Origin of the sequence: Pectobacterium aquaticum, assembly GCF_003382565.3 — a bacterium.
GTDB lineage: Bacteria > Pseudomonadota > Gammaproteobacteria > Enterobacterales > Enterobacteriaceae > Pectobacterium > Pectobacterium aquaticum.
In genome coordinates this window covers 2,506,870-2,523,333 of record NZ_CP086253.1, presented here as the reverse complement: position 1 = coordinate 2,523,333, position 16,464 = coordinate 2,506,870, and the positions used below count along the sequence as shown (strand labels likewise).

Annotated in this window: 14 protein-coding genes and 4 pseudogenes; 8 read left to right on the top strand and 10 right to left on the bottom strand. The window is 50.7% G+C overall.

The window, feature by feature from the left end; all coding sequences use genetic code 11:
• Window positions 1-89: 89 nt before the first annotated feature.
• Window positions 90-320 carry a DNA polymerase III subunit theta gene (locus DMB82_RS11715; RefSeq protein WP_103940486.1) on the bottom strand — a complete coding sequence of 77 codons (231 nt, stop codon included), beginning with the start codon at window positions 318-320 and terminating at the stop codon, window positions 90-92.
• Between the two features lie 372 nt (window positions 321-692).
• Here DMB82_RS11715 and ftnA point away from each other — a divergent pair, with 372 nt between their 5' ends.
• From ftnA to DMB82_RS11695, 4 genes and pseudogenes are all read left to right on the top strand, one after another.
• A complete protein-coding gene (gene ftnA / locus DMB82_RS11710) occupies window positions 693-1,199 on the top strand; it encodes a non-heme ferritin (protein WP_010275837.1) in 507 nt (168 codons plus the stop codon).
• Window positions 1,200-1,482: 283 nt separating this feature from the next.
• A complete protein-coding gene (locus tag DMB82_RS11705; protein WP_102117840.1) occupies window positions 1,483-1,839 on the top strand; it encodes a YebY family protein in 357 nt (118 codons plus the stop codon).
• A 646-nt stretch (window positions 1,840-2,485) separates the two neighbouring features.
• Entirely contained in the window at window positions 2,486-2,698 is a 213-nt protein-coding gene (gene cspE, locus DMB82_RS11700; protein WP_005967874.1) for a transcription antiterminator/RNA stability regulator CspE, read from the top strand.
• 254 nt (window positions 2,699-2,952) lie between these two features.
• A pseudogene (locus DMB82_RS11695) lies at window positions 2,953-3,051 on the top strand (extensin family protein); the annotation flags it as partial.
• Between the two features lie 19 nt (window positions 3,052-3,070).
• Here DMB82_RS11695 and DMB82_RS11690 read toward each other — a convergent pair.
• From DMB82_RS11690 to yebS, 4 genes are all read right to left on the bottom strand, one after another.
• Entirely contained in the window at window positions 3,071-3,262 is a 192-nt protein-coding gene (locus tag DMB82_RS11690) for a YdfD/YebW family protein (protein WP_010302631.1), read from the bottom strand.
• A gap of 122 nt (window positions 3,263-3,384) precedes the next feature.
• A complete protein-coding gene (rsmF, locus tag DMB82_RS11685; protein ID WP_116155788.1) occupies window positions 3,385-4,839 on the bottom strand; it encodes a 16S rRNA (cytosine(1407)-C(5))-methyltransferase RsmF in 1,455 nt (484 codons plus the stop codon).
• Between the two features lie 144 nt (window positions 4,840-4,983).
• A complete protein-coding gene (locus DMB82_RS11680; RefSeq protein WP_116162333.1) occupies window positions 4,984-7,623 on the bottom strand; it encodes a PqiB family protein in 2,640 nt (879 codons plus the stop codon).
• A 2-nt stretch (window positions 7,624-7,625) separates the two neighbouring features.
• On the bottom strand, window positions 7,626-8,906 hold the full coding sequence (gene yebS, locus DMB82_RS11675; RefSeq protein WP_102117889.1) for a membrane integrity lipid transport subunit YebS: 1,281 nt from the start codon (window positions 8,904-8,906) through the stop codon (window positions 7,626-7,628).
• Between the two features lie 307 nt (window positions 8,907-9,213).
• Between yebS and DMB82_RS11670 the strand changes: the two genes are divergently transcribed.
• The 3 genes from DMB82_RS11670 to prc all read left to right on the top strand — a co-directional run bounded on the left by DMB82_RS11670 (window position 9,214) and on the right by prc (window position 12,634).
• Window positions 9,214-9,720: a GAF domain-containing protein gene (locus tag DMB82_RS11670; protein WP_102117890.1), complete on the top strand. Its 507-nt coding sequence runs from the start codon at window positions 9,214-9,216 to the stop codon at window positions 9,718-9,720.
• Between the two features lie 84 nt (window positions 9,721-9,804).
• The gene (proQ, locus tag DMB82_RS11665; protein WP_116162331.1) at window positions 9,805-10,599 is read left to right on the top strand and encodes an RNA chaperone ProQ; all 795 of its coding nucleotides are present in this window, start codon (window positions 9,805-9,807) and stop codon (window positions 10,597-10,599) included.
• A 19-nt stretch (window positions 10,600-10,618) separates the two neighbouring features.
• Window positions 10,619-12,634, top strand: a complete 2,016-nt coding sequence (gene prc / locus DMB82_RS11660; RefSeq protein ID WP_102117892.1) for a carboxy terminal-processing peptidase — start codon at window positions 10,619-10,621, stop codon at window positions 12,632-12,634.
• 111 nt (window positions 12,635-12,745) lie between these two features.
• On the opposite strand, the gene DMB82_RS11655 is transcribed toward prc, so the two are convergent.
• The 4 genes and pseudogenes from DMB82_RS11655 to potA form a co-directional block, all read right to left on the bottom strand.
• Window positions 12,746-12,910 (bottom strand): AraC family transcriptional regulator, encoded by a 165-nt coding sequence (locus DMB82_RS11655; RefSeq protein ID WP_226887657.1) that lies wholly within the window; start codon window positions 12,908-12,910, stop codon window positions 12,746-12,748.
• Window positions 12,911-13,122: 212 nt separating this feature from the next.
• Window positions 13,123-13,305: pseudogene (gene potD, locus DMB82_RS11650) on the bottom strand (spermidine/putrescine ABC transporter substrate-binding protein PotD); the annotation flags it as partial.
• Window positions 13,296-13,491: pseudogene (gene potB, locus DMB82_RS11645) on the bottom strand (spermidine/putrescine ABC transporter permease PotB); the annotation flags it as partial. The pseudogenes potB and potD, both read right to left, overlap by 10 nt.
• A 27-nt stretch (window positions 13,492-13,518) precedes the next feature.
• Window positions 13,519-13,687: pseudogene (gene potA / locus DMB82_RS11640) on the bottom strand (spermidine/putrescine ABC transporter ATP-binding protein PotA); the annotation flags it as partial.
• A gap of 209 nt (window positions 13,688-13,896) precedes the next feature.
• Between potA and pepT the strand changes: the two are divergent.
• Window positions 13,897-15,129 carry a peptidase T gene (gene pepT, locus DMB82_RS11635; RefSeq protein ID WP_116162329.1) on the top strand — a complete coding sequence of 411 codons (1,233 nt, stop codon included), beginning with the start codon at window positions 13,897-13,899 and terminating at the stop codon, window positions 15,127-15,129.
• Between the two features lie 78 nt (window positions 15,130-15,207).
• On the opposite strand, the gene DMB82_RS11630 is transcribed toward pepT, so the two are convergent.
• Window positions 15,208-16,329: a ribosomal protein uL16 3-hydroxylase gene (locus DMB82_RS11630; protein WP_102117894.1), complete on the bottom strand. Its 1,122-nt coding sequence runs from the start codon at window positions 16,327-16,329 to the stop codon at window positions 15,208-15,210.
• Between the last annotated feature and the right edge of the window lie 135 nt (window positions 16,330-16,464).

Here is a 16,464-nt window from a genome sequence, read left to right as displayed (position 1 = left end):
ATGCAAGCAGAAAATCGTTTTTGCTGTGTAAGAATGTAACCCGTGGAAAGGGATGTTTTCCACGGCAAGGCAGCTTTAGAGGGGAATTGCTATTTAGACTTGGGTTCGTAGGGTAAACGAGAGAACTGTAGCGACCGCTGGCGGTAAAACATCACGCGTTCGCGAAAGTAGTTACGCAAGTGCTCGGGTTGCTCTCTCTCAACGACCTCTGGTATGACCGGCATATTGTAACGTTCTTTGAAGGCAACGCCTGACGCCGCCAAGTCCACGTTAATTTTATCCATATCTTCTTTGGACAATTCTGCCAGATTGTATCCCATACCATTTTCTCCTGCCTATTGGCCACAGACTGATGCGTGTCACGGTAAAGTAGTGACAGAGAAATGGCAAGTGTTCACCTTATCATGTGGATGTTTATTATTCTCACTACGAAATGGGAATCATTTTTAATACCAAAGCGTCATAAATGATATCTCTCGCGGTTGTTATTTTTTGATAATAAAAACGATTCGCAATAATATATTTACCTTGAGGGTTAAGTGATAATAAATATCAATAACATTATCTCATGTTGTTGATTTAATTATTATTTTTGTTAATTAATTATCAATGTTAATAAAGTGTTTTTTATTTTATTTTTTCAGGCATAATGCCCTAAATAATTTCACCTGCCGGGAAAATAGGGAGTTAGCATGTTAAAAAAAGAAATGATTCAGAAGCTGAATGAGCAACTTAATCTGGAGTTTTATTCCGCGAATTTGTATCTGCAAATGAGTGCATGGTGCGGTGACAAAGGTTTTGAAGGCGCATCCAGCTTCCTGAAGACGCATTCTCAGGAAGAAATGCAGCACATGCAGCGCCTGTTTGACTATCTGGACGACACCGGAAGCCTGCCTGTATTAGGCGCGATTGCTGCACCTCCGATTGATTTTGATTCACTGGCTGATGTCTTCAAGCTGACCTATGAACACGAACAGCTCATTACAGCAAAAATTAATGAGCTGGCACATGAGGCGATGGCGCTGCAGGATTACTCCACATTTAACTTCCTGCAATGGTACGTTGCTGAGCAGCACGAAGAAGAGAAACTGTTCCGTTCTATTCTGGACAAACTTGCGTTAGTCAAAGCCAGCGAAGGCGGCCTGTTCTTCATCGATCAGGATCTGAAAAAAATGTCTGCGGCAGCACCGTCAACCTAATGACAAGCGACGCTTCTGTCGGCCAATGACTAGTTGAATGACGCGGGATAATATTCTCCTTATCTCGCCTTTTCCCCTCCCGAACGACCTTTCTGCCCGTACCAAACGACCAATATTATTCCTGAAATCCGCACTCGACTTCACCTTTCGCTGTCGTTATGATCTCGTCAGTCGTAATATACAACTTTCTGTTTTATAAGGTTTGAGGCTGTCTTTCTCTGATCCGGATAAGGCCGAAAAACTCACACACATCATTGTCTGAATACGCCATGTCGGGAATACCATGATGAAGAAATTTTTGCTATCTGTCGTGCTTGCCTCACTTTCAGTGAATGCTTTTGCTGCCGCTAAACTGGCAAATATCAGCCGGTTTGAATACGGAGATCGCTGGGCTTTCACGCGTGAAGAAGTTCAACTGATTTGCCGTCCTGGTAATGCGCTGTACGCCTTACATACCGGTACGTTGATGCAATATCCGCTAAACGATGTTGCTATTGCGCAAATGAAATCTGGACAGGTGAGTGCGCAGCCGATAGACGTCATCTGGCTAGACGACCCTAAACATCCTGGACAGAAAAAAAGCCTCCAGCCATTTATCGAACGTGCTGAGCAACTGTGTCAGCCAGACACTAAATCATGAAGTAATTGATTTACTTATTGATGTTAAATAATTGCTTCTTTGTGGTTAAAGTAAAGTGTGAAACCTGTTCCATTTGTGATAATTGCGAATAGACTAAGGCTGGAAAACGCGGGGGAGTTGGCTAAGCTTAAGTCTACAGGGCTAGCACAGCTTGTATAAATGCCAACTTTTAGCGCACGGCTCTCCCAAGAGCCATTTCCCTAGACTGAATACAGGAATCGTATTCAGTCTTTTTTTGCTTCAAAAAATCAATATGAGAAATAATGCATCTAGCCTTCGATGCCTTTGGCTTACTCTGTACTTTGTATGCACTCATAAAATAGTACGGGTGGAACCTCATATGGCGCTGTTTTTCTGATCTATCGGTTGGCGATTTTTGTCAATTAAGATGTTGAGACGAGACGAATTTCGTTTCTACGAGCCTTTTAAAGGTTTTTTTTAATAAATACTTGCTAAAGATATTGATACATGAGTTAATGGCTCGTCGGTTTGATTCGCAGACGTAAAAAGCAGTTTAGTAAAGCAGTTCTCATTTCAAAGTGTTATCCATAGATATCCCTTCTTTTGAGCCTCCTTATTGTTGCTAATTAAATTCTGTGCACAGGCCCTATTTGCCGGAAGGCGCTATAAAATTAAGGTAATTTCTATGTCTAATAAAATGACTGGTTTAGTAAAATGGTTTGACGCTGGTAAAGGTTTTGGTTTCATTACTCCTGACAACGGCAGCAAAGATGTATTCGTACATTTCTCTGCTATTCAGAGCAACGATTTCAAAACGCTGGACGAAGGCCAAAAGGTTGAGTTCACCATTGAAAATGGTCAGAAAGGTCCATCAGCTGGCAACGTTGTCGCACTGTAAAAGGTCGCGCTACAATAAAGCCAAATGAATTAATGCTTCTCTTGCGATAGCGATGATGGTTTAACCGGAGCGGTCAAGAAAAGCACTGAAAACCCCTAGCGTAAAGCTGGGGGTTTTTGTTTTTATATCTCATCGCCGCGTGCTGCATTTTATATTCAGAACCCAGCAGCCTATATTGCTTTATTCCTCATCAACCCGTAAGCACTCAGCTTCATTAATTGCTGTATAGCGAATGAACATAATTCCTCTAAAATTCAGTGTGCTTTTTTGGTAACTCGCTGGGGCCGGAATATAACGCCGCACACGCTAATCACTTTCATTTTGGCATGCGCGGTTTTGGCGTGTGTCGATGAGAATACTCAGGCGGGAAAACTAAAAATCAGCGTACTCCTGGGCGGGGATCCAGAAGCCATCAATATACTCTTCAATGGGGAAGCAACCTGCGCGACGCAGGCGCTGTTCATCCATCGCTTGCAGACATTGCGCTTCGGTGTTGTAGGCACCGACGACCAAGTCGTCACAGCCATGCCCGAGATAACAAACAAATATCACTAACGCAAACATGTCGCTCTCCAGACATTACCGATTTTCTTCTGTCAGGATAATTGTAGATGAAAATCAGTGAGGAAAGGGAGAATGGGCGGTTCATCAGGTGGTTTTATCGCCACCTGATGTAGAAACCGCATTTATTCTTTAGAAAGAGGCTGAGCGGAGGCTGCGCCATCCCGCACTAAGTCGCGCGGCAGGCTGTTTTTTATCCGGCTGCTGATGCGTTTTGCCAGACCGACAGGTGTGTTCTGGTAGGTTAAAATCAGCTCATCCGCAGCAGGAAGCGGTTCCGGATAGCTGTCTTTACCTTGAAACCACTCGCAGGCGATGCGATCGGTCAGCGCGTAGGCATTGTCTGCATTCGGATCGGCCAGCGCGACAACCGCTTCATGCTGCCAGCGGAAACCTTTAGGGAAGCGTTCAGCAAGCTTAATGCCAATACGTGAGAATTTGATATTGCCAAAAGCGGAAGTTAACGCCGCAGGGAAGATCCAGATTTCGCTATCACGCTGCCACAGTTGAAGTAACGCCTCATCCCAGTGAATACCCTGTTTACCTGCTGCCTGTGCGAGTAATGCAGCCTCTTTGGGGGCAACCGGAGAAAATGGAAATTTACCGACTTTATAACCCGGACGCGGCAGGGGCGGCACGCTGGCGGTTTTCCGTAAACGGGCAACAAAGAAGCCTTCGCTGTCATAAATCTGTGGGAAGACGTGCAGGAAGCCTTCTTCCGTTGTGGCGCGTTCGGCGTCGGCGAAGAGATCGTGTAACGATTCAAATTCGCATGCATCAGAAAATTGCGCCTGTAGCCAATGGCAGACCTGCTGGTTTTCGTGCCTATTCAGCGTACAGGTAGAGTAAATCATCACGCCGCCGGGCTTCAGAGCATGGAACGCGCTCAGAATCAGGTCGCGCTGTGTGGCAGCAATATCGGTAATGCTCTCGTGTGACCAGTGGCTCATCGCCGCTGGATCCTTACGCACTACGCCTTCACCCGAACATGGGGCATCCAGCAGAATCGCATCAAAATATTCCGGCAGCGCCGCGCCGAAAACCCGTCCGTCGAAGTGTGTAATCGCGGTATTACTGACGCCGCAGCGGCTGATGTTGGCATGCAATACTTTTACTCGGCTGGCTGAATACTCATTGGCGACGATAGCCCCTTCATTATTCAGTCTCGCCGCAATCTGCGTCGTCTTGGAGCCCGGCGCAGCCGCGACGTCCAAGACCGTTTCCAGCGCATCGTCACGATGGAACAGGGCGCTGACGGGGAGCATGGAGCTGGCTTCCTGAATATAAAACAGTCCGCTCAGGTGCTCCAACGTATTGCCTAGCCGCGTATTTTCTTCTTCTGCATTCAGCAGCCAGAAACCTTCCTGACACCAGGGAATCGGCTCAAGCTGCCAGCCATAGGGTTGCACGAGCTGAAGAAAGGCATCGACACTAATTTTTAACGTATTAACGCGGATGCTCCGACGCAGCGGACGCTGGCAGGCGGCAATAAAATCCTCCATCGAAAGCGATGAAGGCATGATGTCCCGCATGGTGTCGAGAAATTCAGCAGGCAGGTTGGCTGGGGTAAATTTTGCCACGGCGTGGTTCCGTACAGGTTATTCAGTAAAACGAGGGGAAGAAGCGGCAAAGTGTAGCACGGATCCTTCATACATCATGTGAAAACGGCAAAGCGACGCGTGAAAACGACAGGGCAACGATCGCTGCCCTGTCAGGTGATAGCGTTAATTATTCGGTGTCGGAATCGCTGTACCCCATTGCCGCCACTCTTTAGGCTCTTCGTTCCTCAGCAGGAAATGCTTTCCTTCCTGTGCTTTGGGGGCGAGCGGCGTACTGGGCGGTGTGGCAAACGCGATACCGCCGCGAATGAACTGCTGGAAGGTTCCGCTCTTGATGACGCCCCCCGTCAGGCCGAATTCCAAATTGTAACCCGAAGCCAGCCAGAAGACGGAATTGTCGCGCACCAGATGCTGATAGCGTTTGCTGATGCGCAGCGACACGGCGATACGGTCGGAAAGCGTGCCCAGCGACAGCCCGGTTACCGTACCGACTTCAATGCCGCGGAACAGCACCGGCGTACCAACCTGCAACGCGCCGGCTTCCGGTGCATCAACGCTGATATTCAAGCCGTCCTGATAGCGAGAATCAGAGATGGTGGCCTGCTGCAGCTCAAAATTCCGCGTTACGCTGCCGTTACCCGGTTCGACGTTGATATAAGGCTGGAATAGTGTCTCCAGATGATTCACACCGGCAGCGGAAATCTCTGGCGTGACGACGGAAAAACGCGTCCCGGAACGGGCGAAATTACGCACATATTCAGGGTAGAGGACAGCCTGCACCAGCACTTCATTACGCTGCTCGGACAACTTCAGCGAATCCAACTGACCGATATCGATTCCCAGATAGCGGATCGGCATGCCCGGCGCGAGTTTGCTGGCATCGTAGGTGCGCAGAATAATGCGGCTCCCCACGGCGCGCGCCGCCGTTTCGTTGTTGTAGAGGACGCGTTTGCCGCTTTTAATTTCCGGTGCACCTTCCAGATTATCAAAACTGATCGCCCCTTTAAGCGCTCGGTTCAGCGGAGAAGCCTGCACGGTCAGGCCCGACGTATTCAACTGCACTCGGGCACCTCCTTCTGCCCAGAACACGCTGTTTTCCGTCAGTAACTTGCGGTGTTCGGGACGAATATAAACGTCAACCTCAAAGGTATCCGCCTTCGGTCGCACCCGCATGATTTCGCCTACCTGAAATTTACGGTACAGCACGATGGAGCCGTCCTGAATATCCGGCAGGCTGTCGGTCACTAAGGTGAGAGTCGGGGACGGCGTGGCACCGCGAATGCCTTCCTCGGCTTTTTCGAGATCGCTGAACAGCGGGTAACGCGCCTGAACGTCACCTTTGCTGCCCGGTAAAACCTGAATACCACCGCTGACCCATTCTTGCGCGCTGGCACCCAGCACTTGAATCCCATCCAGCCCCATCTTCACATTCACACGGCTGTTCACGATGAATTTGCTGTCGCGGTGTAATAGCTGGCGATATCGCGGCTCGATCACCAAAAGGAAGCTGACACCTTGTTCGTCCAGCGTACGTTTGACGACCTGACCGACTTGGACACCGTGCAGCAGCACGGGTTGGCCGCTATCAATGCCATAGCTTTGTGCAGCCGTGAGCTGAATGGAAAGCGCGCCGGGCTGGGTGAGCTGTTGTTGCCCGCTATCCAGTACGTCAAAATGCTGACGCGGTTCGCCTTCACCGGGGATGAGCGTCAGCGTTGGGCCGCTCAGCAGACGTGAGACATTCAGGTCACTGAGTGAAAGCTGGGGCTTGCTGAGTTCGATACGCGTGCCTTCCCGCATCAGCGAAACCACGGAAGGATCGATGATGAGCTCTCCGCTGACCTTGCCGTTGTCTGGGCTCAACGTGATTTTATTTAGCGAGCCGACTTCCAACCCCTGATACATCAGCGGGGTGCGGCCTTCGGATAGGCTGTCGCCGGAAGGCAAATTCAGCGTGATTTTCACACCGCGCTGGCTCTGTGCCAGGTCGGGATAGAGGCGATAGGATTGTTCGGCACCCGCATTCTCGCTCTCTTCCGGCGAATCGAACGCGATCGCGCCGTTAACCAACGCCGCCAGATTTTCCATCTCAATTTTTGCGCCGCTGACGCTGATGTCGGCATTAAAGCCGGACACGTTCCAGAAGCGACTATTTTTCTTCACCAGATGGGTAAAGCGGCGTTCAACTAGCACGTCAATCATCACACCGCGGCGATCCTGAGAAACCGTGTAATCGTAGACTTTCCCTACTGGAATTTTACGGTAGTAAACCAGCGAACCGGTATTCAGTGAGCCGAGATCGTCGGCATGAAGATGAATCAGCAGTTCCCCAGTATTCACGCGGTATTTGGGCTGCGTATCCAGCGCGGAAAAGTGCTCTTGCGGCTCGCCAGAACCGGGCATCATCCCGATGTAGTTACCGCCCACCAGCGCATCCAGCCCTGACACCCCAGCGAGAGAGGCTTTCGGGGTAACCAGCCAGAACTGCGTGCCGCTGCGCAACGCTTCCTTCATATCGCTTTTGATACTGGCTTCGACCTGAATGGTACGCAAGTCTTCACTCAGTTTGATATTTTGCACGGTGCCGACTTCGACGCCCTGGTAGCGTACGGGGGTACGCCCAGCGACAATGCCGTCAGCGGAGACAAAATCGATAGTGACCGTTGCACCGCGCTCCTGCTGATTGGTGTAAATTAGCCAGCCGGCAATCATCAACGCAATCAGCGGCAGCAGCCAAAACGGCGACAGGCGACGCTTGTTCTTCACGGTAGCTTCAGTTGGTGTCCCTGGCGTATTATCTTGCATTGTTATTCCACATCAGTGTTATCCCACATCAGTCGGCTATCCAGCCATTCAACAGCAAGGATAGTGAGAATCACCGCTGCGCCAAAGTAAAAGGCAGCAGGCCCCATGGTGAAAGCGAGTAATTGATCGCGGTTGACGAGCGACATCGTCAGAGCAATCACAAATAAATCGAGCATGGACCAGCGACCGATCCAACGGATAACGCGCAGCATCTTCATGCGCATCATTATGTTGCCTTCTGAGCGAAGATGGATACTCACCAGCAGCCCGAACAGCACAATAACTTTAGTAAACGGCACCAGAATACTGGCGATAAAGACCACCAGCGCGATCGGAACATTGCCTGACGCAAGCGAAAGAATACCGGAAAAAATCGTGTCCTCCGTACGCGCACCGTTGACATAAATAATCGATATGGGCAACAGGTTGGCGGGGAACAGTAAAACGATAGAGGCAATGAGCGCTGCCCAGGATTTTTGCAGACTTTGTCGCTGACGCAAGCGAAGTGGAATATGGCAACGGGGGCAGCGCCCTCGGTTGTCGGGTGAACTGGTGAAATGGCAGGAAAGGCAGACTCGGTAGCGATCCGGCGAAATCAAGGGTCTCATGCGCGGATAAAACCGCTGCCAAAGCTGGTCGGTATTTAAGTGAATCAGCGTCAACAGGCTTAAGATCATCAGCGCCAGAAAGGCGACCAGCCCGATTCCCGCCTGAACATCCGCGAATTCACGGACTTTGATTGCGGCAACGGCCATGCCGACCAGATAGATATCCAGCATCATCCATTCTTTTAGCCGTTGCAACATGAGCAGGATGGGCCGCAGATTCATCCCGATGCGGGGAGCAAAGAACAGGTATAACAGAGAAAAAACCAGCGTGAGCGGTGCGCCAACGGTACAGAAGGCGACCATACTCGCCGTGAGCGGATGACCTTGACGGGTGATTTGCCAAATGCCTTCAAACAGGCTGGCATTGATGGTGACGCCCAGCAGCCGAATACTGATCAACGGTTCAGTGAAGGCGAACGGCATCAGTACCAGCATGGCAACGGCCATCGCAGTCAGCCGAGAAATGCTCCAATCTCGGCCTGAACTGACTTTGGCATCGCAGCGCGGACAGCTCGCCGTCTGAGTTTGCTTCAATGGCGGAAGCGCAAAAAAGGCATCGCATTCAGGGCAGCGATGATAGCGTTCGATCGCAGGTACGGTACTTTTTGCGCCATCGGTTAACGGTGGCCGGGGAGAAGGAAACGGCGCAGGGCTGGCTATACTCTGTATTTTCATCTTTCCTGCGATCCAGTAAAAGGTGTTAAGTCCTGTTATATTCACGATAGATAACGTATTCACCGCTATTTAGTGTAACTGAAGGCTCACGGAATGATAAATTCATAATAAGGCTCTGATCTCTGCCCGATATTATTTTACAGGTGGAAATAGCACGATATGCACGACAGCGTTACAGTAAAGCGGATGATTCTTCGCGCGAAGGCGCTAATCTTATGGCATTCTGTAACCGATGCTAATGCAGTCTGTGCGGGAATGGTTCGCACTGTTTTGAAAAGACAACGATATACTTTATGAATAAGCAAGTATGAACAAACAAGAATTTTATCAGGACCTCATTCGCGACATGTCATCGCTTATCGCGGATGAAAACCGTTTTATTACGATTTTATCAAACAGTAGTGCGCTGCTGTTTGAGCGTTTGGATGGGGTTAACTGGACAGGTTTTTACCTGTTGGATAACGACACGCTTTTCCTGGGACCGTTTCAGGGCAAGGTTGCCTGTGTGCGTATTCCGGTTGGCAAAGGTGTATGCGGTGCGGCGATAGCTGAAAATCGCATTCAGCGTGTGGATGATGTCCATGCGTTCCCTGGTCATATCGCCTGTGATGCCGCGAGTAACGCTGAAATTGTGCTACCGCTTGTCGTTAACGGGCAACCGATTGGCGTTCTGGATATTGACAGTCCCCTTTATCAGCGTTTTGACGCGGATGATGAAGAAGGGCTGAAGGCGGTGGTGAGCGTACTTTGTGCTCAACTGGAAGCGAGCGATGTGATGACATTCATCAATTCTCTCACGTTGAAGCAAGGTTAACGTGGCAATTGCCGATGGCGTCATTATAATGACGCCTGTTCATGCCTGCGCCGGTTGGCAAACCCGTTGTAATCAGGAAATTTCATGGAAAATCAACCTAAGTTGAACAGTAGTAAAGAAGTCATTGCCTTTTTGGCAGAGCGGTTCCCACTTTGTTTCACCATTGAAGGTGATACTCGTCCGTTAAAGATCGGTATTTTTCAGGATCTTGTTGAGCGTGTTCCGGAGTCCGATAACGTCAGTAAGACGCAATTACGCTCTGCGCTGCGTCTTTACACCTCAAGCTGGCGGTATCTGTACGGTGTAAAATTGGGTGCCCAACGTGTGGATCTGGATGGTAACCCATGCGGTGAGTTGGAACAGCAGCATGTCGATCATGCTCGTAAGCAATTGGAAGAAGCGAAAGCGCGAGTTCAGGCTCAGCGTGCAGAGCAACAGGCGAAAAAACGTGAAGCAGCCGGGGAATCGGCAGAAGCAGCGCGTACTCCTCGTCCCGCTCAGAAACGTGCGCCGCGCCGTGATGCTTCAAACAATGCCTCTCAAAACCGTGCATCCCAAAACAATGCATCCCAAAACAATGCATCCCAAAACAGAAACAACGCACCGCGTAATCCACGTCAGCCTTCTTCCGGCCAATCGCAGTCCTCTTCTCAGCAATCCGCTAATGCTCAATCTCGTCAGGCAAAGCCTGCCAGCAATGAGCCTCAACGGGTAGCGGTTACGGATGTTTCCAAACTGCAAATCGGTCAGGAAATCAAAGTCAGAGCCGGCAAAGACGCCATGGATGCCACCGTGCTTGAAATTGCCAAAGGCGAAGTCAGAGTACAATTGGCTTCTGGATTGGCAATGATTGTACGCGCAGAACACTTGCAGTTCTGATACGGAGGCCAACCTGGGCATGAACAACTTAGTTAGAATAACCGCCATTGCAGGCTTACTGCTGGCGGGCTCTAGTTTTGCAAATGAAAACATTACGCGTGTTGAGCAGATCCCTCAGCTACATCAGGAGCCTCAACATGCTACCGTTAGCGACAGGGTGGCCTCACGTTTCCTGCGTTCGCACTATCGCCAGTTTATGCTGGACGCGCAGTTCTCTGAGAAAATTTTTAACCGCTATCTCAACATGCTGGACTACAGCCACAACGTGCTCTTGGCCTCTGATGTGGCCCAATTTTCTGGGCAAAAATCCCAGTTGGGCGACGCGCTGAAATCCGGTCAACTAGATATTCCGTACGCGTTGTACAATCTGGCACAGAAGCGTCGGTTTGAGCGTTTTCAATATGCACTGTCGCTGCTAGATAAACCGGTCGATCTAACGGGTAATGAGACGTTTGAGCTCGATCGCAGCAAAGCCCCTTGGCCGCAGAACGCAGGTGAACTTAATCGTCTGTGGGATGCCAAGGTAAAATATGACTGGCTCAGCCTGAAACTGACCGGTAAAGATGATAAAGACATCAAAGAGACGCTGACCAAGCGTTACCAGTTTGCCATTCGCCGTCTGGCGCAGAGCAATAGCGAAGATGTTTTCCAACTCGTCATGAACGCCTTTGCGCGTGAAATTGACCCGCACACCAGCTACCTGTCACCGCGTAACACTGAGCAATTCAATACCGAAATGAGCCTGTCGCTCGAAGGGATTGGTGCGGTGCTGCAGATGGATGACGACTACACCATGATCAATTCCATGGTGCCCGGTGGCCCGGCAGCGAAAAGCAAAAACATTACCGTTGGTGACCGCGTGGTTGGCGTAGGCCAAAACGGCAAACCGATGGTGGATGTTATCGGCTGGCGTCTGGATGATGTCGTTGCGCTGATTAAAGGGCCGAAAGGCAGTAAGGTACGTCTGGAAATCTTGCCTGCTGGAAAGGGGACGAAAACCCGCATTGTCACGCTGACGCGTGAACGCATTCGCCTTGAAGACCGCGCGGTGAAAATGTCCGTCAAGACGGTCGGTAAAGATAAAGTCGGCGTGCTGGACATCCCCGGTTTCTATGTCGGCCTGACGGATGACGTGAAGGTTCAGCTTCAGAAGCTGGAAAAACAGAACGTCAGCAGCATTGTGATTGATTTACGTACGAACGGCGGCGGCGCGCTCACTGAAGCGGTAGGACTTTCTGGTCTGTTTATCCCAGGCGGCCCAGTGGTTCAGGTACGCGATAATAATGGCAAAGTGCGTGAAGACAGCGACACCGACGGTATTGTGTATTACAAAGGCCCGCTGGTGGTGCTGGTAGATCGCTTCAGTGCTTCCGCTTCCGAGATCTTCGCGGCGGCAATGCAGGATTATGGCCGCGCCTTGATCGTGGGTGAACCGACGTTTGGTAAAGGCACCGTGCAGCAGTATCGCTCGCTGAATCGGATTTACGATCAGATGCTGCGCCCTGACTGGCCAGCGCTGGGTTCCGTGCAATACACGATTCAGAAGTTCTATCGTATTGACGGCGGCAGTACGCAGATGAAAGGTGTGACGCCTGACGTGATGATGCCAACCGGCACGGAAACGGTCGATACCGGTGAGAAATTTGAAGACAATGCGTTACCGTGGGACAGCATCAAAGCGGCTAACTACACGAATAGCGGCGATCTGAAGGCGCTGATTAGCAAACTGAATGAACATCATCAGGAGCGTATCGCCAAAGATCCTGAATTCCAGTATGTCGCGCAAGATATTGCCCGCTACAACGAGCTTAAGGATAAGCGCAACCTCGTGTCGCTCAATCTGGCTCAGCGCGAGAAAGAGAATGACGATGATGAAGCGATGCGTCTGAAGCGGGTGAATGATCGACTGGCGAGAGAAGGTAAAAAACCGCTCAAATCGCTGGAAGATCTGCCGAAAGATTATCAGGCACCCGATCCTTATCTGGATGAAACGGTGAAAATTGCTAACGATTTGGCACAGGAAGAAAAAGAGTAATTCGCTAAAATCGTTCCGATAATTAAACGCCCTGTCTGGTTTATCCAACAGGGCGTTTTTTTAACTTACGTTGAGCGTTTTGGGATGAAAGCGCGGTGCTGTAGATGACGATTAACGAATCTGGGTTGGCGAACAGCCAAAACGGTTTTTAAACCGTTCGGAAAAACGCGCTGAGGATTTATACCCGCAGGCTTCGGCCAGACGCGGTACGGCAAACGCAAATTCGCCTGAGATAGTGTCGCCGTCCTGAAAACTGTGGCTGGAGAGTTGCAGCATAGTGGTGCTCCTTATCGTGATTCCAGTGGGTGTTGAATCATTATAGAAGAAGCGGAGCGTAATTATTTTCCTAATGCCGTCAGGATAATGCTTTTGGCTGTCAATTTGATAGGTTTAGCTGTTATAGCTTGCTAGGTGATGTGAAAAACGGCTTCCCATAAGAGAAGCCGTCGTAACGTCGTAACGTCGTAACGTCGTGACAGCGTGCGCGATTAACGACCGGCTTTTAGCTGCTGGAAGTAGGTTTCATACAGTGTGCTGGCGCTGCCGACATCGTTCTGCCATTCGCCTTTCGCGATGGTTTCCTCGACCTGTGCCGCTACTTCTGGGCGCAGCAGGAAGTCGATCAGTTTCATCGCGCCGTCAACGTTTTTGGCATTGGCCGGAGCAGAAATTCATTCAGATGGCCGCGTGTACTCAGAAAAATTTTCAGCCCGTAATTGCGGATTAGTGAGTTGGTCCAAAACGGCACAATCAGTAGAAACAGCAGCAGCGGCTGAGTTTTTTTCGGTAAGCGCGCCAGAATTAAAGGCAAACGGATAGCCGAGCAGCAGACAGCAGAACGTTGCGATAACGGCCATGCCTTCCGCCTGCATGCCGTCGCCAAGCTCTTCCAACGGCACCATTTTCAGCGCCTCAGTCACGCGTGGTGTAATCTCTGCGGCGGGTGTTTTCTGCATGCGCAGGCCGAATGCCACATTCTCAAACTCGCTGAGATGAGGAAACAGGGCGTAGCTTTGAAATACAAACGTGCCGCTGCTCAGCGGGCTGGTGGGCGAACGATTGGTGGTGATTCAGTCACTGAATTAGCGCAAATGTTTCCCTATTGTTACCTGATTTAGGCATTCTTCGTGACGCCACCGCCGCTTTTTGGCCTGACCTCTGGTCTGGCAGTGTGTTAAATCGGGAAAAAACTGACCTGACGCAATATCTACCGGGGTAGCCCTATCCATAATGCCTTTCAGGGTTCAGCGGACATAAATAAGATGGATAAATTACTCGACAGATTTTTGAATTACGTTTCGTTCGATACACAGTCTAAATCCGGCGTTCGGCAGGTGCCGAGCACCGACGGTCAGTTGAAACTGGCGCGTGCGTTGCAGCAGGAACTGCTCGAACTGGGATTTGAGCAAGTTGTACTGAGCAAGCAGGGCTGCCTGATGGCGACGCTTCCGGCAAACGTTGCCTGGCCCGTTCCGGCCATCGGCTTTATTTCGCATATGGATACGTCACCGGATTTTAGCGGCAAGAATGTGAATCCGCAGATTCTAGAAAACTACCGCGGTGGTGATATTGCTCTGGGCATGGGGGATGAAGTGCTGTCACCCGTGATGTTCCCGGTGCTGCACCAGCTACTGGGACACACGCTGATTACGACCGATGGCAAAACGTTGCTGGGCGCGGATGATAAAGCGGGGATCGCAGAAATTATGACCGCGCTAGTGCGTATGAAGACAAGCCAGCTACCGCACGGCGATATTCGTATTGCCTTTACGCCTGATGAAGAAATTGGCAAGGGCGCGCAGTTTTTTGATGTCACAGCGTTTAACGCACAGTGGGCCTATACCGTAGACGGCGGCGGTGTCGGCGAGCTGGAGTATGAGAATTTTAATGCCGCGTCGGTTCAGGTGAAAATCGTGGGCAACAATGTGCATCCCGGTAGCGCCAAAGGCGTGATGGTGAACGCGCTGACGCTGGCCTCGCGCTATCACCAGCAGGTGCCGGAGAGTCAATCGCCGGAGCAGACGGAAGGCTATCAAGGGTTCTACCATCTTCACACCATGAAAGGATCTGTGGAACGCGCAGATTTGCATTACATCGTGCGTGATTTTGACCGCAACGGCTTTGAACAGCGTAAACAGACGATGCTGGATATTGCGGAAAAGGTCGGTGCGGGGCTGCACCCAGATTGCTATATTGAAGTCACGATTACCGATACCTATTACAACATGCGTGAGCAGGTTGAGCAGCATCCGCACATTATCGCGTTGGCGCAGCAGGCGATGCGGGATTGTGGCATTGAGCCGAATATGAAGCCGATTCGTGGCGGCACCGACGGCGCACACTTGTCATTTCAAGGGCTACCGTGCCCGAATCTGTTTACCGGCGGCTACAACTATCATGGCAAACACGAATTTGTCACGTTAGAAGGCATGGAAAAGGCGGTATCTGTGATTATGCGTATTGCTGAACTGACGGCGCTGCGCGCGAAGCCGTAAGTGTTTCCATTTTCCATAGATGAATAAGGCGGGACATTCCCGCCTTATCTTTGTACTAACCCGTATTCAAGATTGGTCTTAATCCGCGAAGTACCAGTAACCACTGTTGATCAACACCGTGAGCTGTGCGAGGAAAGAGGGATCTTCCAGCGCGTCGCCTAGCCGTTCTGCACCAATAGTAGGGTGCTCAGCCAGCGCAAACAGCGCCGCCTTGTGCGTACTGTTCACTTTTTCCCCGTTAACGAAGCAGCTATCTCCAACGCAGATGACCCGCAGGCCGCCTAAACGACGCAGTGGTTCACCCTGTTGCAGATATTCATACACTTCGCCTGCCTGATAAGGTGGCTCCGGCGGTGAGAGATCGAGCTCGTGACGGGACTGGGAAATAAATTCGCCAAACCAGTTCTGGAAATGCTCCGGCTGCTGCACCAGCTCCAGCATCATTTTTTGCAGCGCATCCAACTCTTGCGGTAGTACGCTGGCGATATGATCGCGGGAGGGGATCTCGGGATCGCTATAGCGATAGCTGCCGAGTTCGCGGGAAAGTACATAATCCGCAAAGCCGCTCACCAACTCGCGAGCATTCGGTGCACGGAACCCTACTGAGTAGTTCAGCGAATTCTCCAGCGAGTAGCCTTCGTGCGGGAAGCCCGGCGGAATATAGACGATATCGCCCGGTTCCAGCTCTTCATCAATAATGGCGTCAAACGGATCGACCTGCAGCAGGTCGGGATGCGGACAGTGCTGCTTCATCGGGATTTTTTCACCGATGCGCCAGCGGCGACGTCCCGTTCCCTGAATAATGAAAACATCATACTGATCCAGATGTGGTCCTACGCCACCGCCGGGAACGGAAAATGAAATCATCAAATCATCGGTGCGCCAGTCCGGCAGTTGTCGAAAGGGCTGCATCAAGGCAGAAGAGGGTTCATGCCAGTGATCGACGGCCTGCACCAACAGCGACCAGTTAGTTTCTCCCAGATGATCGTAGCTCTCGAAAGGACCGTGGCTTACCTGCCAGCGGCCGTTTTGATGGCTGACCAGACGGCTATCAACCTCATTTTCCAACGCTAAACCGGCGAGTTCGTCAGGTGAAATGGGGTCGATAAAATGCGTGAAACCGCCTTTAATCAGGAGCGGACGTTTTTGCCAGTAGTTCGCTAAAAAATCCTGCCAGTCGAGATTGAGCTGATAGTTCATACCGTTTTCCAGAAGCGTGTTTTTTTGAGGAAATGACTGTTCTTGAAGACATGATTTTTCTTGAAATAATCAGTATTTTAAAACAATCAGTATATTGGCGATAAGTATAGCGGAAGCATCGCGCGCTGTACTGCC